General features: G+C 42.3%; 16 protein-coding genes and 3 tRNA genes. 8 read left to right on the top strand and 11 right to left on the bottom strand.

Going from position 1 to position 19,337, the window contains the following annotated elements; translation table 11 throughout:
* Window positions 1-31: 31 nt before the first annotated feature.
* The 3 genes from E0H94_RS09450 to E0H94_RS09440 all read right to left on the bottom strand — a co-directional run bounded on the left by E0H94_RS09450 (window position 32) and on the right by E0H94_RS09440 (window position 1,956).
* On the bottom strand, window positions 32-460 hold the full coding sequence (locus tag E0H94_RS09450) for a hypothetical protein (RefSeq protein ID WP_131326180.1): 429 nt from the start codon (window positions 458-460) through the stop codon (window positions 32-34).
* Between the two features lie 188 nt (window positions 461-648).
* Complete coding sequence (locus E0H94_RS09445) at window positions 649-1,257, bottom strand: hypothetical protein (RefSeq protein WP_131326178.1); 609 nt, start codon at window positions 1,255-1,257, stop codon at window positions 649-651.
* 309 nt (window positions 1,258-1,566) lie between these two features.
* Window positions 1,567-1,956: a hypothetical protein gene (locus E0H94_RS09440; protein WP_131326176.1), complete on the bottom strand. Its 390-nt coding sequence runs from the start codon at window positions 1,954-1,956 to the stop codon at window positions 1,567-1,569.
* A gap of 114 nt (window positions 1,957-2,070) precedes the next feature.
* Here E0H94_RS09440 and E0H94_RS09435 point away from each other — a divergent pair, with 114 nt between their 5' ends.
* Entirely contained in the window at window positions 2,071-3,006 is a 936-nt protein-coding gene (locus E0H94_RS09435; protein WP_131326175.1) for a hypothetical protein, read from the top strand.
* 46 nt (window positions 3,007-3,052) lie between these two features.
* On the opposite strand, the gene glyS is transcribed toward E0H94_RS09435, so the two are convergent.
* A complete protein-coding gene (gene glyS / locus E0H94_RS09430; protein WP_131326173.1) occupies window positions 3,053-5,122 on the bottom strand; it encodes a glycine--tRNA ligase subunit beta in 2,070 nt (689 codons plus the stop codon).
* Complete coding sequence (gene glyQ / locus E0H94_RS09425; RefSeq protein ID WP_131326171.1) at window positions 5,122-6,111, bottom strand: glycine--tRNA ligase subunit alpha; 990 nt, start codon at window positions 6,109-6,111, stop codon at window positions 5,122-5,124. Before glyQ ends, glyS begins: the two co-directional genes overlap by 1 nt.
* 263 nt (window positions 6,112-6,374) lie before the next feature.
* Between glyQ and E0H94_RS09420 the strand changes: the two genes are divergently transcribed.
* Both E0H94_RS09420 and E0H94_RS09415 read left to right on the top strand, forming a co-directional pair.
* Window positions 6,375-6,785, top strand: coding sequence for a lysozyme inhibitor LprI family protein (locus E0H94_RS09420; RefSeq protein WP_131326169.1), 411 nt, complete (start codon window positions 6,375-6,377; stop codon window positions 6,783-6,785).
* 113 nt (window positions 6,786-6,898) lie between these two features.
* Window positions 6,899-8,008 (top strand): HPP family protein, encoded by a 1,110-nt coding sequence (locus tag E0H94_RS09415; protein WP_131326168.1) that lies wholly within the window; start codon window positions 6,899-6,901, stop codon window positions 8,006-8,008.
* A gap of 86 nt (window positions 8,009-8,094) precedes the next feature.
* Here E0H94_RS09415 and E0H94_RS09410 read toward each other — a convergent pair whose 3' ends face one another.
* Window positions 8,095-8,361: a PspC domain-containing protein gene (locus tag E0H94_RS09410; protein ID WP_131326166.1), complete on the bottom strand. Its 267-nt coding sequence runs from the start codon at window positions 8,359-8,361 to the stop codon at window positions 8,095-8,097.
* A gap of 292 nt (window positions 8,362-8,653) precedes the next feature.
* On the opposite strand from E0H94_RS09410, the gene E0H94_RS09405 reads away from it, so the two are divergent.
* On the top strand, window positions 8,654-9,307 hold the full coding sequence (locus E0H94_RS09405; RefSeq protein WP_131326165.1) for a hypothetical protein: 654 nt from the start codon (window positions 8,654-8,656) through the stop codon (window positions 9,305-9,307).
* A 99-nt stretch (window positions 9,308-9,406) separates the two neighbouring features.
* On the opposite strand, the gene E0H94_RS09400 is transcribed toward E0H94_RS09405, so the two are convergent.
* From E0H94_RS09400 to E0H94_RS09380, 5 genes are all read right to left on the bottom strand, one after another.
* A tRNA-Lys gene (locus E0H94_RS09400) sits at window positions 9,407-9,482 on the bottom strand.
* 48 nt (window positions 9,483-9,530) lie between these two features.
* Window positions 9,531-9,606 (bottom strand) — tRNA-Lys (locus tag E0H94_RS09395).
* A gap of 18 nt (window positions 9,607-9,624) precedes the next feature.
* Window positions 9,625-9,700 (bottom strand) — tRNA-Lys (locus tag E0H94_RS09390).
* A 133-nt stretch (window positions 9,701-9,833) separates the two neighbouring features.
* Window positions 9,834-11,675 carry a long-chain-acyl-CoA synthetase gene (locus E0H94_RS09385; RefSeq protein ID WP_131326163.1) on the bottom strand — a complete coding sequence of 614 codons (1,842 nt, stop codon included), beginning with the start codon at window positions 11,673-11,675 and terminating at the stop codon, window positions 9,834-9,836.
* A 188-nt stretch (window positions 11,676-11,863) separates the two neighbouring features.
* Complete coding sequence (locus E0H94_RS09380; RefSeq protein ID WP_131326162.1) at window positions 11,864-15,190, bottom strand: Rne/Rng family ribonuclease; 3,327 nt, start codon at window positions 15,188-15,190, stop codon at window positions 11,864-11,866.
* Window positions 15,191-15,945: 755 nt separating this feature from the next.
* Here E0H94_RS09380 and E0H94_RS09370 point away from each other — a divergent pair.
* The 4 genes from E0H94_RS09370 to E0H94_RS09355 all read left to right on the top strand — a co-directional run bounded on the left by E0H94_RS09370 (window position 15,946) and on the right by E0H94_RS09355 (window position 19,290).
* The gene (locus tag E0H94_RS09370) at window positions 15,946-16,884 is read left to right on the top strand and encodes an RluA family pseudouridine synthase (RefSeq protein ID WP_016168327.1); all 939 of its coding nucleotides are present in this window, start codon (window positions 15,946-15,948) and stop codon (window positions 16,882-16,884) included.
* 295 nt (window positions 16,885-17,179) lie between these two features.
* Entirely contained in the window at window positions 17,180-17,848 is a 669-nt protein-coding gene (locus E0H94_RS09365; protein ID WP_131326160.1) for an HAD-IA family hydrolase, read from the top strand.
* A gap of 74 nt (window positions 17,849-17,922) precedes the next feature.
* On the top strand, window positions 17,923-18,612 hold the full coding sequence (locus E0H94_RS09360) for a helix-turn-helix transcriptional regulator (RefSeq protein ID WP_131326158.1): 690 nt from the start codon (window positions 17,923-17,925) through the stop codon (window positions 18,610-18,612).
* A gap of 72 nt (window positions 18,613-18,684) precedes the next feature.
* On the top strand, window positions 18,685-19,290 hold the full coding sequence (locus E0H94_RS09355; RefSeq protein ID WP_131326156.1) for a glutathione S-transferase family protein: 606 nt from the start codon (window positions 18,685-18,687) through the stop codon (window positions 19,288-19,290).
* Window positions 19,291-19,337: the final 47 nt, after the last annotated feature.

Below are 19,337 nucleotides of genomic sequence, written 5' to 3'. Positions count from 1 at the left end.
GTGCTTTTTATGGTTTTAAAAATGGTGTGATTTAGTTGAGCTGTCCATTCTGAGCAGGAGTCGTGCTAGATTGACTCAATGGGTGCGATTCGATGGGTGCAGGCGGGCTATTGGGATCACCTAAAACACTGGCTTTGGCTTCATGCCATTTTCTATTGACCTTGGCTGCGGCTTTCTGTGAATTTTCTTTGGCGATTTCAGTCTGTTCTTCGCTATAGGTTTTGGCTTCATTCCAAGTTTCAGCCACTTTTGGTTTGACTTTGGCAATACCTTTTTGTGTGCTGTGATCTACTGCATTGGCAGCATCTTGGGCGGTATCTAAGGTTTTTTGCCCCAACACTTCAAAAATATTAGGGTTGTCTCCATAGCCTTTTTTCTTGCCACTTTCTGCGGCATGCGCAGGGAGCGCCATGACCACGAACACTGTACTGGAAATTAAGGCGGCTTTCATCAACTGCATGCACATAGTCCTCTATTGCTGTTCACTATGTTGTAGAAAACATGCTGTAGGCTTAGATGTTTTCTATAGTGTCACTCTCGATGGGATACTTCATCTTCTGCTGTATCCCATCGGACGTCAAGAATTTTCATTGCGTGCCCAAGCACTGCTTGGTTTAAAAATGTGTCCGTACTAACGGATTGGTCGTATTATTTTGCTGTGTTTACTGCCGTTTGTGATGAAACCCCAACCTGAGTTTTGGCAACAGGGGTATGTACGCCCACCTGTGCGTTCACATCTGCCTGCGCAGGTGTGCTGAGTGCAGTTTTGGTTTTGTTCCAAGTATGTTGAGTGGTTGCTTTGCCTTGCTGCGTTTTTTGCCCCAAATAGGCTTGGGTTCTTTCAGCCTTTTCTGCACTGTAGTCTTTGGTCTTGGTTGCAGTTTGATTTACCTTTTGCGCTTGTTCTGCGCTGAACTGTTTAGTGTTGCTCCATACTGCTTTACTGGTAGATTTGCTGTGTTCAGCACCTTTTTCTATACCTTGACCGACACGTTGTGATGCAGTGCTAAGTCCCTGTCCAACTTGGGTAGAAGTATGTTGAATGCCATGCCCAACATTTTCTGTTGCTGTGCTTAAACCATTGCCAACTTTTTGGGCAGAAGTCGTTACACCTTCATGAATGCTGTGTAATACACTGTGAGTATTGCCTTGTGCTTCGGCAGAGGCATTGACCTGTCCATTGACTGCGACATTCGCAAAGACTGAAGCAGAAGCAAAAAATGCGGTACTCATTAGCGCTGTTTTTATCATGTTCATGTTGGATATTCCTCTGTGACTACACCCTATGTAATGGGGGATGAATGTGAGCCATCATAAACAGATTCAATATGCATTTTGGCATTTGAGATGAAACTTACACAGTTCCGCACAGTAGTTTAACAATATGCGCAAGATTGTAGAGAGACAAGCCGACTAGAGGGTGTTGATGTATCTGAATGCTGCTATTTGTTGGTATCGGCAAAGTTATGTAAGTGTGGGTAAGTTATAGGAAATGAATTTATAGTTTTGGATTTTAAGTATTCTTTAGAGGATTTACGTCATGTGGACGCAAAGCCTCTGTGTCACTTAGTTACATTGTGCAACGGCATCTTTGGCGAAGTTTTTACGTAATTTAATGAAATTTTGTTGTACTTGGGTACTGTTCAGGTCGAAATTGCTGGCCTGACTAGTGCCATCTTTCGCGAAGGTTGCTGTACTACCTGTAATGAGGGTATTGCCTCTAAATGACCATTGTTCAATGACTTTGCCTGCTTCTAAATTCCCTGTAAATTCGATGATGCATTTGTCTACAAATTTGGTCAGTTTGGCTTTATTGTCTGTTGTATCTGGATATACATCTAAGTTTTGAACTTCTTGCAGTACACCGGTTTCCAGTTGTGGAATTTTAGGAGATGAAGTACATGCTGTGAGTGCTGCGCAAGTGAAGCCCGTAAGTAAAAGTGTTTTTAATTTCATATTAACGTTCTTTCTTGTTGAGTGTTGTTAGTTTGAGTATAGGGAATTGATTGAAAAATGCATATGCTTATGGGTTAAAATTTAAAGTGATTTAAACAGAAAATAAAATAGTATATGGATACACTGCTAGATAAGATTACATTAATTGAGGAATTAGAAGATCAAATACGCAAACATATAAATGATGGTGTTCTTCATAATCAATTATTAAAAGATAAGGCAAAGTGGTGGATGTTATGCAGTGGATTGGATGTTCTAGGTGATACAACTTTCGGATTTAGAGACTATTTAAAAAATGACTTTCCTGAATCGACAGGGCTTCAATACATTGCTGCATATGGAGTAATGCAATGTTTTATACTCCAACAAGATAGTGTTAAACACTTATATGAAGTATTTGATGTTCCGTGGTATTGGCATACCTCATTTAAAGAAATTCGTAAAATTAGGAATGCTTCGATAGGTCACACAGCACTTAATAATGAGGGTGGCAGAAAAGAACAAGAAAAGAATGAGTTCAATAATTTTATATCTAGAATAACGATTCAAAAAGCTGGTTTTGACCTGCTCAGATATTCGAAGAAAAACAAGGATACAGTTTATTTATCAGTTAAAATTTATGAATTAGCTGATAGTCAGTTCATACAGATAATTAAATTTTTAAAACAATTGATTAGAGAAATTGTAAAAGCGGAAAATATTATGAAAGCACAGTTTCGAGATGAAAAATTAGTTGATTTATTACCTATTCATTATTGGTTCGAGAAAATTCATAGTATTTATGATGTACAGAATAGAGATTTCGCAATTACTGCATTAGATGCTATTCAAAAGGCTTATTACAATCTAATTTCTGCTTTAGAAAAGAGATTATTAGAAGATGAATATTGGTTTAATGAGTTAGCTGATTATATTTTAGCAGTGGATCTAATGAAGCAGTCCTTAATTTGTAATGATGATCGCAGATCACGGATTCTTAATTACTATTTGACTCAAAAAAATGATTACTTTAAATCTTTAATGTTAGAAATTGATCAAAAATATATTTAAAGGAAAACCCGCTCTAAAGCGGGTTTTTGTATTTCAATTATTCAGCTTAGTGCTGTAACACCGAAATATCCGCAACACTGGTAAACAAGCCACGTAACTGAGCCAGTAAACGTAAACGGTTAGCTTTCAATTCAGCATCATCCGCCATCACCATGACGCCATCAAAGAAGGCATCAATTGGTGCGCGAAGTGCTGCAAGCTTAGAAAGTGCTTCGGTGTAGTCTTTTGCAGCCAATAATGGCTCAACCACTGGAGTAATCGCTTGAAGCTCTGCAAATAATGCTTTTTCAGCATCTTCAAGCAACTTCGCTTCAACGACTGAACCTTCAGGTGTCGCTTCTTTCGCAAGAATGTTGGCAACACGCTTGTTGGCAGCAGCAAGTGCAGCCGCTTCAGGTAATGCACGGAAGTGGTTGACCGCATTAACACGCTTGTCAAAATCAAGAGGTGATTTTGGTGACAACGCTTGAACCGCTTGAATTACATCAACCGCAACGCCTTGGTCTTCGTATTTCGCACGGTAACGACCTTCGAGGAATGCAACTGCATCCGCCAAAGTCTTGTCGTGATCTTTCAATACATCGCCATAAGCCGCTAAAGCCAACTTGATGAGTTCTTCAATTGAAACATCAAGGTTGTTTTCAGTCACTAAACGTAAAATACCAATCGCAGAACGACGTAGTGCAAACGGGTCTTTCGAACCTGTAGGCGCTTGACCAATACCAAAAATGCCTGTGAGCGTATCTAAACGGTCTGCAAGGGCAATCGTTGTACCTGTTTTGGTTTGTGGTAAAACATCACCCGCGAATTTCGGAAGATATTGCTCACCTAACGCTTCAGCTACTTCATCATTTTCGCCTTCAAGACGTGCGTAGTAAGTCCCTGCAATCCCTTGAAGTTCAGGGAATTCACCCACAAGCTCAGAGGTTAAGTCACATTTTGCAAGAAGTGCTGCTTTTTCAGCATCGGTAACAGTTGCACCTGTAATTGGTGCAAGGGCTACCGCCAATTTGGCAATACGCTCAGATTTGTTCCAAAGTGTACCCAATTGCGCTTGGAATACCATATTCGCCAGTTTTTCTTTACGAGACGCAAGCGGTTGCTTTTGATCTTGCAAGAAGAAAAATTCAGCATCTGACAAACGTGGGCGAACCACTTTTTCATTACCTTCAATAATTTGTGTTGGGTCTTTAGACTCAATGTTTGAAACGGTAATGAAGTAAGGCTGTAGTTTGTTATCGCTATTCACCAAGCAGAAGTATTTTTGATTGTCCTGCATCGTGGTAATTAATGCTTCTTGAGGCACAGCAAGGAAACGTTCTTCAAAGCTGGCACGAAGTGCAACAGGCCATTCAACCAATGCGGTCACTTCATCACGAAGGTCGCTTGGTACAATCGCAATCGCATTCACTTCATCCGCAAGAGCTTTCACTTGCTGGTCGATGATCGCTTGACGTTCTTCAAAATTCGCCACGACTTTGGCTGCACGAAGTGCGTCTAAGTAGGCATCTGCATTGGCTAAAGTAATCGCTTCAGGTGCATGGAAACGATGACCATAGGTCACGTTGCTTGTTTTGTGATCCTGAATGGTTGCATCAACCACATCATTGTCTTTTAACAATACGACCCATTTTACAGGACGCACGAATTCAGTACGGCTTGCTGCAGAACGCATACGTTTTGCAATTGGAAGATTATCCAAAGCAGTTTGTAAAATTTGTGGCAGTAAAGCATCAAGGCTTTGACCTTGTACATCTTTCAAGAAGCAGACTTTTTCAACTTTACCCGCTTGGAAGGTTGATACTTGATCTGCAGTAATGCCTTGACCGCGCATAAAGCCTTCAAGCGCTTTGGTTGGCTTGCCTTCAGCATCATAAGCGGCTTGTACAGCAGGGCCATCAAAACGTTTTTGCGTGTCTGCTTGCGCAGCATCGACATTGACAATTTTCAATGCCAAACGACGTGGTGCTGCATAAGCTTCAATTGCATCGAATGCCAAGCCAGCATCTTTTAAGCCTTTAATCGTTTCAGCGTGTAAGGCATCACGTAAAGTTTTTAAGCTTTTTGGGGGAAGTTCTTCACAGCCAAGTTCAAATAAAACGGTATGTTTAGACATTATTTGTTCTCCGCTGATTTTTCTGCTTGAGCCGCTTCTGCTTCAACCTGAGCTTTGAGTTGAGCTAATACTTCATCACGTAAATGTGGTTCTGCCATCGGGAAACCGAGTTTCGCGCGAGCAGCCACATAGCTTTGTGCAATTGAACGTGCCAAAGTACGGACACGTAAAATATAGCGTTGACGCTCAGTTACAGAAATCGCGCCACGAGCATCGAGTAAGTTAAAGCTGTGAGATGCTTTAATCACTTGTTCGTAAGCAGGAAGTGGAAGTTCAGCCTCAATTAAGCGCGTAGCTTCCGCTTCATAGAAATCGAATAATTCAAACATTTTTTCAACGTTGGCATATTCAAAGTTATAGGTCGATTGTTCCACTTCATTTTGATGGAAGACATCGCCATAGGTCACTGTACCAAACTGCCCTTTGGTCCAAACAAGATCGTAAACCGAGTCTACGCCTTGTAAGTACATCGCCAAACGTTCAAGACCGTAAGTGATTTCACCTGTGACAGGGTAGCATTCAACTCCGCCGACTTGTTGGAAGTAAGTGAACTGAGTTACTTCCATACCGTTGAGCCAAACTTCCCAACCTAAGCCCCAAGCACCGAGTGTTGGAGATTCCCAGTTGTCTTCGACAAAACGAATATCGTGAACCAGTGGGTCAATTCCGATGGCTTTGAGTGAGTCAAGGTAAAGCTGTTGGATGTTGTCTGGGTTTGGTTTTAACACCACTTGGAACTGGTAGTAGTGTTGCAAACGGTTTGGGTTTTCACCATAACGACCGTCTTTGGGACGACGTGAAGGTTGTACATAAGCCGCGTTCCAAGTTTCTGGCCCTAAAGCGCGAAGGAAGGTTGCTGTGTGGAAAGTCCCGGCACCCATTTCCATATCGTAAGGTTGTAAGATCACACAACCTTGTTCAGCCCAGTAGTTTTGTAAGGCAAGAATTAAGCCTTGGAAAGTATCAATATGCGATATGGCGCGACTCATGGTGCATCCATTAAAAATTAGAGAAAAATTGGCTCTAAGTATAAGGATTTTGCAGGGGAGTGGCAAAGGGTTCAGCTTGAATCATCAATTTAAAATTTGTGTATTGATTTGCTGCTATTTGAACGTTGTAACATCAGCTGAATTGCTGAAACTCGTATCTTCAAATTCGAGTTTTAAAGCTTGAAGATCAATTGTGTAGATTGGGTAATCATCAAGCATTTTGGTATAGTGACGACAATTTATAACAACAAAAGTTGCAAGCTATGCTGAAATTTATTTTATCTATTAACCTCTTGGTACTTGGCTCTATTGGATTGGCGTGTGCCCAACAACCGACGACTGAATCGGATCTGTATAGTGAATGTGTCGAGCAGACCATTCAAGAGCAGCAACTGGCAGGGATTAACAATAGCGTGGTACAAATGTGTGCGGATCAAGCCAAACAGGGCTATGAAAAGCAAATTGTGGCATTACTTGATCAAATTCGGGTGCAAAGTGCGGAGTGGCATCAACCTGAACGCTATCAAGCCATTTTAAAATCGCAGCGTTTGTGGAAAGTTTATGTTGATCAAGAGTGTGATAATGCTGGACAGTATATCGGTTCGCCCATGTATGCGTATTGTCCAATGCAGCAGTATGCTGAGCGGGTTGCACAGTTACAGCAATATATTTAACAAGTTGTTCAACAGAATTACTCATAAAAATAAGATGTAAAATAAATGCATCTTATTGCTAAGACCACGTATAATTTTGCACCAGTTAAGTGCGAAAAAGTAGAAGGGCGGCTGTGTTTCATATGCAACTTGAATGGTTAAATACCTTAAAACCTAATTTTAAAGTGTTACCGCTAAAGGAAAGAATGCTCTGTGGTTTAGGTGCATTATTGGGCTTAGCACTTTCCTCGCTCATTAGTTGGTGGGTGTTGGGTGATATTAATGCATGGTACATTGCCCCAATGGGCGCCTCTTCGGTACTGTTGTTTGCTGTACCGGCCAGTCCTTTGGCGCAGCCATGGAATATGATTATTGGTAATACTTTGGCGGGCTTTATCGGCGTCACTTGCGCGCTATATATGCCGAATTTAACCGAAGCATTCAGTATTGCGGTGGCGTTGTCGATCTTTTTGATGATGACCACCGATTCTTTACATCCACCCAGTGGTGCTGTCGCCATTACTGCGGTGTTGGGTGGCAAAAGTGTGCATGAGCTAGGTTATGCTTTTATTGCCTATCCAGTGTTATTGAATTCATTCTTGCTCTTGGTCATCGCCATTATCTTTAACCGAATGTTGGGACGCAAATATCCGCAAACAGCACAGCTAAACTCACGTTCCACCGATCCGACACCCACCCAAAAAGTCACCATTCAGCCGCAAGATATTCACAATGTGTTGGAACATCAGCCACAGTTGCTCGACATCAGTGAATATGATTTACAAAAGATTATTCTCAAGGCACAGGAAATTGCCAACGCGCGTACAGTGAGTGAACTGACTTGCCAAGACTTAATGTCTAAAGATGTACTGATGTTGAATGAGCAGGATGATATTCATCTGGCTTTAGATAAATTCAAACGGATTAATTTAATGAGCTTGCCTGTGGTCAATAATGCACGGCAGTTGGTGGGAACTTTAGCACTGTATGAGGTCGTGGAATGGTTTAAACGTGCTGCCGATCCTAAAGCCAGTTGGGAACATCAGGTGAAACAGATTATGAATCGACAAGTGGTGACGGTACAGCCGAGCCAGCCAATTCAGGATTTAGTGCCGTATTTTGTAGAGCGTTCGTTTAACTACATTCCTGTGGTTGAGCAACAACAATTGGTGGGAATGATTAGTCGTGCAGATATGATTGCGGCATTGAATCAGCAACTGATTCAATTGAAAAATCAGAAATAACCGAGGCTGAAATAAAAAAAGCTACGACTCTTTGGGGAAAAAGTCGTAGCGACCAAAACGGTAGGTCAAATGATGTTGTTTAAAACCTATAATGGCGATTTGTTGTTATTCACTGTACGCATTGGACGCTGGTAATTCGAAGAATCTGAATAACTGGCGTCCTGACGTTTAGGAATCACTAACCATAAAACCAAATACACGAGAATGCCTGGAAAAGCGGCGCTCATGACGGAAGCTAAAAAGAAAATAATTCTTAATAAATTTGCGTTCCAACCAAAACGTTCAGCAATACCGCCCATAACACCTGCAATTATATTTTGGCGATTCGAACGATATAAACCAACATTGGCCATTCAGGTCTCCTTAAAAATTGAATGAGGGATATCTTGCAAACCCATAATTAATAAATGGTGATGCAATTCAATTTTTAAAGCAAAGCCAGCACGAAAATAGTTAAGTTATGTAAATAAACATAGGCGCTTAGCCGTGTGCTACATAAAATGTGATCAAATTTACAGATGCCTTTATTTTTGATAATTAAATACAGGCGTTTGCAATGTTGTTGCCGAATTTAAGGATAAATGACGCGATAATATTTTTTACCCTCTGGGTGCTCGGTCAAATCAATGTGGATTGTGTATTAACGTGATGAAATGGAAAAGTGTAAGACTTCATCCGAAGTTAGGTGGGGCGTTATTGGGGTGTTTGTGTGTCAGTCTAATTTTGGCTGCTTGTAGTCGCTCAACACCGCCTAATGCTGATCAAACAACGCTATCTGCAGTTGAAGGACAGCCTACGTCTGCTGCTCCACAGTCAGGCAAGAAATTAACGGAACTGGCGGGTCAGGCGAGTATGCCCAACGAAGCGGCGTCAACAGTGCAACAAGATTTAGCCGATGAACAAGCCCTTTATGTCGGGCGCTATCATGTCAAGATTTCCTGTAAAGACGACTTTGTACAATGTTCCGAAGGTTCGGCAGAATATATTTTAACTTTGGCTGCCGATGGTTCTGCCTATCGGAGTATTGTTTACACAGGCAAGCTGTTTAGTGAAAAATTGGCTGAAGACAGCAATATTCGAACCTATCGACGTGATACATGGTCAGTGAACCCAGAAGATTCTGAATTGGTGGTGCATTTAGAAGAGGGGGCAGAATTTTATTATCGGGTCGATAAACAGCAGAATCTTATTCTCGATTTGGATCAAACTTTAGATCTGGACAATCAAATTAATCAGCATTTATTTGCAGCGGGCCATCCGATGCCGACACAAGCATATCGTTTAATGAAAGATCAATAATTTGTAATGAAATTAGAAGCGATAAATATGCTATGAAAATGTAGTAGCTATGCGGAGAGCGGTGCTAAAAGAAATGTTTTTAAGATGTTTTGCAGTAAATGGTGGGTCGTCCGCGACTCGAACGCGGGACCAACGGATTAAAAGTCCGCTGCTCTACCAACTGAGCTAACGACCCATTTAAAATGCTTCCACATTATGACAGCTTTTTGATAAAGCTTAAAGATGGTGGGTCGTCCGCGACTCGAACGCGGGACCAACGGATTAAAAGTCCGCTGCTCTACCAACTGAGCTAACGACCCATCAGGAATCAAAATAAGTGGTGGGTCGTCCGCGACTCGAACGCGGGACCAACGGATTAAAAGTCCGCTGCTCTACCAACTGAGCTAACGACCCATCTCGTTTTGATGGAGCGTATTGTAGCAAGATCTCGAACGAGCGCAAGAGAAAAATCGCAAAGTTGTTGATGTTTGATTATAAATACAACAACTTTGCCTGATTTTATGCAAAAAATTGCCAAAATTTCAGTTTAGAAGCGATATTGGTACTGTTGAATATTGTTGTAAATTTCAGTATTCATATCACAATAGGCATGGCTATTGGGCAGTAAGACTAAAATTTGCTCATCGGTTTTTTCTGGATTGAAGGCTTGCTCTTTCAGCTTATTCTTCTGATATTTAAAGGTGCCTGTGGTTTCTACTTGTTTCTGGACACGTAAAAATACAGGAATCGCATAAGCAGGTAGGCTCTTTTTGAAGCAACTGAGCATGGCTTGCAGATCTTGTTCATTCAGTTGGGCTTGCTCTGCTAAGGTGATGGCTGCCATACCTGCACGACCGTTGGTGTGTGGAATTTCCACGCCATAGACTACCGCTTCGACAATTTTTGGATATTCACACAACATGTTCTCGACTTCGGTGGTTGAGACATTTTCACCTTTCCAGCGGAAGGTATCACCAAGGCGATCGACAAACTGTGCATGGCGGAAGCCAATATCGCGCACCAAATCACCCGTGTTAAAGTAGGCGTCACCGTGTTTAAACACGTTGGGCATAATCACAGACTTATTTTTTTCAGGGTCGGTATAGCCATCAAAAGGAGAGCGACGAGTAATTTTACCGATCAATAGACCGACTTCACCTTTACTCACTTTTTGACACCAGCCCTGTGCATCGCGAATAGGTTCATTCTTTTCTTTGTCGAATTGAACAATAGCATAAGGTGTGGGTGAAAATCCGACAGTGTTGTCGAAATTAAAGACATTACTAAAGCCAACGTTGCCTTCACTGGATGCATAGAGTTCGAGCACTTCTTCTATGCCAAAACGTTGTTTAAATTTGTCCCAGATATTCGGGCGCATGCCATTGCCAATCATTTTTTTGACACGATGGGCATGGTCTAATTCTGATGCAGATGCATCCATTAAGTAACGGCATAGCTCTCCCACATAGCCAATTGCCGACGCGTTAAATTTTTGCACATCTTTCCAAAACGCAGAGGTCGAATATTTACGTCGCAAGGCCAAAGTCGCACTACTTGCAATCACCCCACACCAGCACACCACAATGCCTGTCGCGTGGTAGAGTGGCAGGGTAACGTACATGACATCATCGCTGTTTAAATCCAGCACGTGTCCATACGTGCCATAGGCAAGTGTCCAGCGGCTATGGGTGAAAATCACCGCTTTCGGTAAGCCTGTGGTGCCAGAAGTATAGATGTAAAATAAGCCATCTTTGCCTTTCACACTATGTGTGGTTGGCGTGTTAAAGGTCGGGAAGGTGGTGATTTCTTCAGCTAAGTTCAGATAACATGCAGGTGCTGTACCTGCATCTTGACGTGTTTCTTGATCGGCAAACCAATAAAAACGCTGCTCAGGCAAATTAAGCTCTTGACGAATTTCATCTACGGCAGCACGGCATTCTTCTCCGACAATCAATGCAATCGGGTTGACCAAATTAATACTATGTGCCAAGACTTTGCCAACTTGTGAAGTATTCACTAAAGCTGCCGTGACTCCGATTTTTGCTAAGGCTAAGACACTGGCAATCAGTTCTGGGCGGTTTTCAACCATCACCGCAATGACGTCACCTTTTTGCGCACCCATTGACAAATAATAATGTCCGATTTGGTTTGCCCAATCATTGAGTTGCTGGTAGGTATATTTCTGTTCTTCAAATAATAATGCATAGCCATGTGGGTTGCGTTTTACGGCTTTTTCAAAGGCAATACCTAAGCCCGCGGGTGAGTTCGGGGTACGTAAATATGCTTGTTTCAACCCTGTAACCAGATGCGGAAGTTTTCCAATAAATTGTGGGATTTTGGCAGCGACGTCTGTAATTCCAATAAGATCGCTCTGTGTGGTTTGGCTCATAAGAATCCTATTTATTTTTCGTGTCCAATACGATGTCTTTGTCTACAGGTTGAACGAAATAATCTGTACAGTTGTCCTTTTAATCGTTTCTTTCTAGTGCAATCAACCTAATCTATTCAAAATAACAAAAAAAACCTAGCCATCGAAATGACTAGGTTTTAATTATTTCACAGCAATAGGGTAAATACTTACTCTGCTGTAGGTGTTACTTTTTTCGGTGGACGACCACGTGGACGACGCGGACGAGCTTTTTCTTTCTCTTCCTTTTCGCTCAACGTTTCAGTTGCTTCTTCTGCTACAACATCAACGGACAGCTCAGTTGGTACTGGCTCTGCTTTGGCTTTGGTTTTTGCAGGTGCTTTAGTTTCAGTCACTGCTTCTACAACAGGGGTTTCAGCCACTGCTTCGACTGCAACTTCGGCAGCAGCAGCCTCTACAGGCTCAACTACAGCTGCAATCTCTTCAACTACTGGAGCAACAACTGGCTCAGCAGCAATAGGAGCTTCTTCCACGTGTGCTTGTTTGACTTGCGCTAAGGCTTGCTCAGCAGCCTGTTTTGCTAAACGACGACGCTCACGCGGGTCATTGGCAACACGCTTTTCTGACTCAGGCTTTGGAGGTGTTAAGTCCAACACTGGTGCAGGTTCAGCTTCAGGAGTGGCTTTCGTAACTTCTACATCACGTGTGACAGGTTTTTTCTCTGCTTCGACAACCACAGTACTTGTGTTGAGGCTTGTTGCATATTCTGCAGTAAACTTCTGTAAAGCACGGTTGAAGGTTGGGATTAAGCCAAACTGCTCAATCAGCACAGCACAGTCTTCACCATAAACATGGCGAATTAAGCTACCTACTGTGTATTGCGCTAAAGTCGGTACTTGTGACGGGTTAAGCTTTGGTGCTTGCGCTCGTTTCGCTTGAGCATCACGTTGTTGGCGACGACGCATACGCGGGTCATTACTTGCACGTTTGCCGTCAGAACGAGGCTTTTGCGCTTCCACTTCAACTTGTAGTGCTGGTGCTTCAGCTTGAACTTCAACTTTTGCTTCAGTCACAACAGTTGCAGGAACAGCTTCAACCACTTCTGGAGTTTCAGTCACAGCAGGAGCAACCACAGCTTCCACAGCCTTTACGGTTGCAGGCTTGTTGATGGCGATGATTTCACTTTGCGCTTGATCTACATTAACCACAAGTGCTGTCGGCATGATGTCTTGACGCGGAGCATCAATGACTTCTACCTTGACCTGTTGCTCATCGACCACAACTGGAGCAGGCGCGGCTACTGCAACTTGCTGCTCATTGAGTACGCTTTGGTCGCGGTGGCGATTTGGGCGATTCGGACGCTGCTGGTTGTTACGGTCACGACGTGGAACAGCTTGTTCAGCATGCGTTTCGCTCTGTTGATCTTGCTGTGGTTGACGTTGTTGCTGACGTTGACGCTTTTGCTCACGCTGTTCTTGGCGCGACATTTGTACAACTTCTTCAACCACTTGATTTTGTTCTTGTGGTTGCTCACGTTGTTCGCGTTGCTTGTTGTTATTGTTGCGCTTTTTGTTGTGACGTTGCGATTTTTCTTCTTTCTCAGAATTTTTTTCTGCAAAGTCACGTTGCTCTGATTTTTGTGGAGCAGGTGTAGCCGACAAGTACACATTGTTGTTTGCAACAGGTGTTGCGACAACAGCAGCAGGTGTTGCTGCGACCTGACCAAACTGACCGCGGCTGACTGCGCCACCATTGACCATTTGCTCAATTGCAGATGCAGCATTATTTGCTGTACGGGCTTGATCAACCGTGTGTGCTTGCTTTTGAACAAATAGATTTTCTAACCATGCACATGGGCTGCTTGAAGCAGTTGTTACAGCAGCAGGGCTAGGGGCTTGCGTACTTTGTTGAGCAGCAGCTTGCTGTGGCTTTTTCTTGCCATGTTTATCAGCAATAGGTGCAGCACTTGGTTGTTGATCAGCATCTTCTAAATGCCAATCTGAAGCTTCATAACCCAATTCTTTTTCGCTAGAACGTGTTGCTTCGGTACGTTCATAGCTGGTCGGTGCGAAGCCTTCAGGGTTATAAGAAATTTCGTAATGTGGCGTTTCTAAGTGAGGGTGTGGTAATACCGTCACACGCACACCTGAGGTTTGCTCTAAGTAAACCAAGCTGTGACGCTTTTCATTCAATAAGAATGCAGCAATTTCTACAGGCACTTCAACTTGAACTTCACCATGACGTTCACGTAGGGCAATTTCTTCCACTTTACGCATAATTGAAAGTGAAAGTGAGCGTAAGTCACGCACCATACCTGTACCATGACAGCGTGGGCAAACATAACCAGTGGCTTCTTCTAAAGATGGACGTAAGCGTTGACGGCTCATTTCCATTAAACCAAAGCGCGACAATTGACCAAACTGAATACGCGCACGGTCGCTTTGCGTTGCTTCACGTAATTTTGCTTCGACCATGCGTTGGTTACGGTCTTTGGTCATGTCGATAAAATCGATGACCACCAAACCACCAATATCACGTAAGCGCAATTGACGTGCAATTTCTTCTGCGGCTTCTAGGTTGGTATTGAGTGCAGTTTCTTCTACATCATGACCACGAGTCGATTTTGCCGAGTTAATATCGATCGAAACCAAAGCTTCTGTTTGGTCAATCACGATTGAACCGCCAGAAGGTAATTTTACTTCACGCTCGTAAGCGGTTTGAATTTGGCTTTCGATACCAAAATGAGCAAATAATGGCTCGTTTAAGGTATAGGTTTTTAACTTGTCAATTTGACGAGGCATCACCGCTTTTACGAAGTTATAAGCTTCGTTATAGGCTTGCTCAGAGTCAATTAAAATTTCAGCCACATCATCACGTAAGTAATCACGGATGGCACGTGTCACTACACCTGCTTCTTGGTGTACCAACATTGGTGATGGACCAGAACTCGCTGTATTTTGGATTTGTGCCCAAAGGTCGAGCAGGTGTTGTAGATCGAGTTGTAACTCTTCTTGAGAGCGACCAATACCCGCAGTACGTACAATCACGCTCATGCCACGAGGGACATTGAGTGATGCCAACATTTCTTTTAATTCTTCACGAACTGAACCCGAAATTTGACGGCTGATGCCACCACCTTTGGGATTATTTGGCATGAGGACTAAGTAGCGGCCTGCCAAAGAAATAAAGGTAGAAAGTGCCGCACCTTTGTTGCCACGTTCTTCTTTTTCTACTTGGACTAAAAGCTCAGTGCCTTCAGTAATCAGTTCACGGATATTCGAAGTCTGGCGAGGGTCAGCTTTGTAGTATGAATTTGCGATTTCGCGCATAGACAGGAAGCCTTGGCGGCCTGCACCATACTCTACAAATACAGCTTCTAGAGAAGGCTCGACGCGAGTCACGTGACCTTTATAGATATTGGATTTTTTTTGTTCACGGGTACGATTTTCTAAATCAAAATCGTAAAGACGCTGACCAGTTACAAGTGCAACGCGGACTTCCTCAGCATGTGTTGCATTAATCAACATACGTTTCATGGGTGTAACACCTTATAGTGATACACAGCAAAAAATCGCTATTCACGTAGCGAGCATCAAACATCATGGATCAAACTCAGATCTCAAATAAACCAATTGTGGTCTGAGGGTTTTCACTGGCCTTTTTTAAGGTGGGCTCCAGCTTTGATTCACGTATTGATGATGGCAATACGGCTTCAATCTTTCAACGATTAAAGACACCTGTACACTTCACTGGCGAACGAGCGGTGCATTGGATGTGAGTAACTTTCACTGTCACATTGCTCGAAGAGCATCCCTACATAAGAGTGTCTTGATACGGAATTATCGTCGTATCTTTACAAATTGTGCAGATCCAATGCATCAGACGCTGTAGCCTGAATGTGGTTTCAGGGTGCGACTAATCTGATGTGTATCAGTTTACGTTTAAAAACCAACTTGAGGTTGGCGACATATTTTTTCAGGCAAACTGATTTATGTACCTGAGGTACAATTAAACGCAACAGTTTGCAGTTTTGCCGATATAATAAGCCTTCGGCGTCGGCATAATTCTTTTGGGACCTTTTCGAGTTTATAATCAAAATGTCAGTCACATTTCAACTTAAATACAATTGAAATGCGTTGATGATGATTCACTTACGATGGTTTCCGTGCGCTGACTATAGCAAACCTTGCATCATCTGCCTATGGGCTAAGCTAACGTTTCTAGTGAAAAGTATAGCCTAAATGATCAGTTTTTAATCAATTTTAGTATTTTTTTAGGTCACAGTATCTGTATGAATTCTACGCAAGAATGGCAAAGTGTCACTTGGTTTGAAGTGGATGAGCATCAAGCGGGTCAACGCATCGATAATTTTTTATTTAGCCGACTCAAAGGTGTGCCGAAAAGTCGCATTTATCGTTTAATTCGTGAAGGTCAGGTGCGCGTAAATAAAAAGCGCATTAAAGCGGAAACCAAATTGGCAATTGGTGATCAGATTCGTGTTGCGCCAATTCGTTATGAACAAAAAGATGAAACGGCTGCTCCAGTTTCAGACAAAGTCGCACAAAGTTTACTGAGCCGTGTAGTGTACGAAGATGAGGGCTTGATGGTGGTGAATAAACCATCGGGGATTGCGGTGCATGGCGGCAGTGGTGTGGCCTATGGCCTGATTGAAGGCTTACGGGCTGCGACGGGTAAAAAATATTTAGAACTGATTCACCGTATTGACCGTGATACATCTGGCTTGGTGATGATTTCTAAGAAACGCAGTGTGTTAAAGACTTTGCAAGATATGCTGCGTGAACACAAAATTAAGAAGACTTATGCTGCTGTGGTCAAAGGTGTCGTGAGCCTTGATAAACAGTTGATTGATGCGCCTTTACATCGTTATGAATTGTCGAATGGCGAACGTCGTGTGCGCGTATCTAAAGAAGGTAAAGATTCGAAAACTCAGTGGAATGTTGCGGAGCGTTTTATGCATGCGACTTTGGTGTATGCTTCGCCGCTTTCGGGGCGTACCCATCAAATTCGTGTGCATGGTTTAAGTATTGGTCATCCACTGGTTGGCGATGATAAATATGGTCATGAAACGGAATATAACGGACCCAAACCACGTCGTTTATGTTTACACGCCATGCGTTTGGATATCCCTGGTTATCCACCAATTGAAGCGCCTTTACCTGAAGATATGCAGAGTATTGTGGCGCAGTTAAGAGCACAGAAGAAGGATTAAGTCTAAATTCAAAAATGTATTCTGAGCGAACTGAGAAATTTGTTCATTAGGGTATCCATGTTTGGATTTAACCTTCGGTTTTACCTACTTTGCGAAATATATTTCTCATTGGGCAAACGTAGGTAAAACCATTGTCATCCGCAAAACTCGTTCAGTAGCAACTTTTGATTGGTGAATTGCAAAAACTTTATTGATTCAAAGTTGTTTTGTTTGGAACAATTGCGACTGACCTTTTCGCGTATCAAACTTTCATTTTTAATTAAATATTTAGACTAGATTAAACAAAGAGAAAAACATGCAAGAACCTGTAGAACTGATTATCTTTGATTGGGATGGTACATTATTTGATTCAGTGGGACAGATTGTAGACAGTCTTTTGTTTGCAGCGCAGCAATTTGAACAACCCTTAACTCCTGAAGCGGCCAAAAGTATTATCGGTTTGGGTTTGCCTGAAGTGGCTCAAGTTTTATTTCCGACAGTGCCTGAATTACATACTGATCTTTTGAAGTGTTATGGCGATCATTATGTTGCGCATTCAAAGGATGATGCTTGGTTTGCGGGGATTGCTGAAATGTTGTACGGACTCAAAAATCAGGGTGCACGACTTGCGGTGGCGACAGGTAAAAGCCGTAGAGGTTTGGATCGTGTGCTGGCTCAAACCAATAGTCATGACTTGTTTGAGATTACGCGTGCGGCAAGTGAAACCAAGTCTAAACCTGATCCGTTGATGTTGCGGGAAATCTTACAGTTCACAGGGTTACGCCCAGAACAGGCGATTATGGTCGGGGATACTTCTTATGATTTGGAAATGGCGCAAAATATTGCCATGCCAAGAGTCGGCGTCGCCTATGGTGTGCATACTAAAAATGTTTTGCAGCAGTTTAATCCGTTGGCCATTGCAGATGATGTCGCAAGTTTAGATCAGTTTTTAAATCTGCAAGTGAATGCTTCCGATGTGGCTTAAGCAAAGTTGATTATTTTTCAAGGCGTGTAAGGATATGCGCCTAAAATTACTTTTGAATAACAAGAAAATCCGCTATGAGTCGTTCTATTCGATTACTTCATTTATTACAGCATCTGCGTGAACAGCGTTATCCTGTTACTGCGCAACGTTTGGCTGAACATTTACAAATCAGTGTGCGAAGTGTTTATCGGGATATTGAAAGTTTACGTGATCAAGGGGTCAATATTGAGGGAAGTGTCGGTGTCGGATTTCAATTAAAAGAAAACTTTCTTCTTCCACCCATGAGTTTGGATGAATCAGAAATTGAAGCCATGTATCTGGCATTACAATGGGCCAAATCTATTCCTGATCAGGCATTACAACAGGCTTCACATTCGGTATTGAGCAAATTAAGAGCTGTATTACCTCAAAGAAAACAAGAATTTTTAAATGATACCTATCTAAAATCCATTCATTCGTGGATTGAAGTTGACCAAACTGTTGTGGAACAAGTTCGTATTGCCATTCGTTTACAAACTAAAATCCAGATTGATTATATTGATGAACAAAAACAGATTTCACACAGGCAATTATGGCCGTTTGCATTGGGATATTTTAACGACAAAATGTTGTTGGCTGCGTGGTGTGAATTACGGGAAGATTTTAGAAATTTCCGTTTAGATCGAATACAAACGCTCATATTGACTGAGCAAGTCTACCCCCAATTTAAACGTCATTTGTTTCAGCAATGGTGTCAAAAGGAATTTTTAAGTTCAGAAAAATGACCCAGCACTACTGACAAAAACTGACACAGCTTCGTTCTATTCTAAAAAACAATAAACACAGAGGATAGAACAATGGCTTTAACTTTATATACAAATAAGCAATCTCGAGGCGTTGTAGTGGATTGGCTTATTCTTGATTTGGGGATTGAAGTTGAGCGTATAGAAGTCGCGTATGGCACAGAAATGAAATCAGCCGAATTTTTAAAACTCAATCCTTTTGGTAAAGTGCCCGTGTTGGTCGATGGTGATGTGGTGATTTATGAGTTAGATGCCATTTGTGCGTATTTGGCAGATAAATTCTCTGAAAAAGGTTTAGCTCCTGCACTGGATGATCCGAAAAGAGGTTTATATTATCGCTGGTTGTTCTTTGGTGCTGGCCCGTTTGCAGCAGCTTCCGACAATGAACATTTAAAAGTTCAGGTTGCACCAGAGCAAAAAATGTTTATGGGCTATGGCGATTATCAGGATACTTATCAAGCCTTGGTTCAAGGTTTGGAACAGGCCAGCCCGTATTTATGCGGTTCACAGTTTACGGCAGCCGATATTAGTTTAGGGGCAATGATCATGTGGCAATTAAACATGAATTTATTAAAACCACATCCTGCGATTAAGCGTTATGTATTGGCCATACAGCAACGTGAAAGTTTAAAGAATAATCCTGCTTTATTTGCAGCATAAAATTATTTTACGCCAATCAGCCTCTTATGCCGATAATGCCAGTCAGT

Source organism: Acinetobacter sp. ANC 4173, assembly GCF_004331255.1.
Taxonomy (GTDB): Bacteria; Pseudomonadota; Gammaproteobacteria; order Pseudomonadales; family Moraxellaceae; genus Acinetobacter.
Note: the sequence above shows the minus strand (reverse complement) of the source record. Positions and strands in the feature narration are given on the sequence as shown.

What these genes read in the sequence shown, in the direction of transcription:
- E0H94_RS09360 (WP_131326158.1), top strand. Translation starts at nt 17,923, where the DNA reads ATGAGTCGTTCTATTCGATTACTTCATTTATTACAGCATCTGCGTGAA.
- E0H94_RS09365 (WP_131326160.1), top strand. Translation starts at nt 17,180, where the DNA reads ATGCAAGAACCTGTAGAACTGATTATCTTTGATTGGGATGGTACATTA.
- E0H94_RS09410 (WP_131326166.1), bottom strand. Translation starts at nt 8,361, where the DNA reads ATGGCCAATGTTGGTTTATATCGTTCGAATCGCCAAAATATAATTGCA.
- E0H94_RS09420 (WP_131326169.1), top strand. Translation starts at nt 6,375, where the DNA reads ATGCTGAAATTTATTTTATCTATTAACCTCTTGGTACTTGGCTCTATT.
- E0H94_RS09355 (WP_131326156.1), top strand. Translation starts at nt 18,685, where the DNA reads ATGGCTTTAACTTTATATACAAATAAGCAATCTCGAGGCGTTGTAGTG.
- E0H94_RS09385 (WP_131326163.1), bottom strand. Translation starts at nt 11,675, where the DNA reads ATGAGCCAAACCACACAGAGCGATCTTATTGGAATTACAGACGTCGCT.
- glyQ (WP_131326171.1), bottom strand. Translation starts at nt 6,111, where the DNA reads ATGAGTCGCGCCATATCGCATATTGATACTTTCCAAGGCTTAATTCTT.
- E0H94_RS09370 (WP_016168327.1), top strand. Translation starts at nt 15,946, where the DNA reads ATGAATTCTACGCAAGAATGGCAAAGTGTCACTTGGTTTGAAGTGGAT.
- glyS (WP_131326173.1), bottom strand. Translation starts at nt 5,122, where the DNA reads ATGTCTAAACATACCGTTTTATTTGAACTTGGCTGTGAAGAACTTCCC.
- E0H94_RS09450 (WP_131326180.1), bottom strand. Translation starts at nt 460, where the DNA reads ATGCAGTTGATGAAAGCCGCCTTAATTTCCAGTACAGTGTTCGTGGTC.
- E0H94_RS09440 (WP_131326176.1), bottom strand. Translation starts at nt 1,956, where the DNA reads ATGAAATTAAAAACACTTTTACTTACGGGCTTCACTTGCGCAGCACTC.
- E0H94_RS09380 (WP_131326162.1), bottom strand. Translation starts at nt 15,190, where the DNA reads ATGAAACGTATGTTGATTAATGCAACACATGCTGAGGAAGTCCGCGTT.
- E0H94_RS09445 (WP_131326178.1), bottom strand. Translation starts at nt 1,257, where the DNA reads ATGAACATGATAAAAACAGCGCTAATGAGTACCGCATTTTTTGCTTCT.
- E0H94_RS09435 (WP_131326175.1), top strand. Translation starts at nt 2,071, where the DNA reads ATGGATACACTGCTAGATAAGATTACATTAATTGAGGAATTAGAAGAT.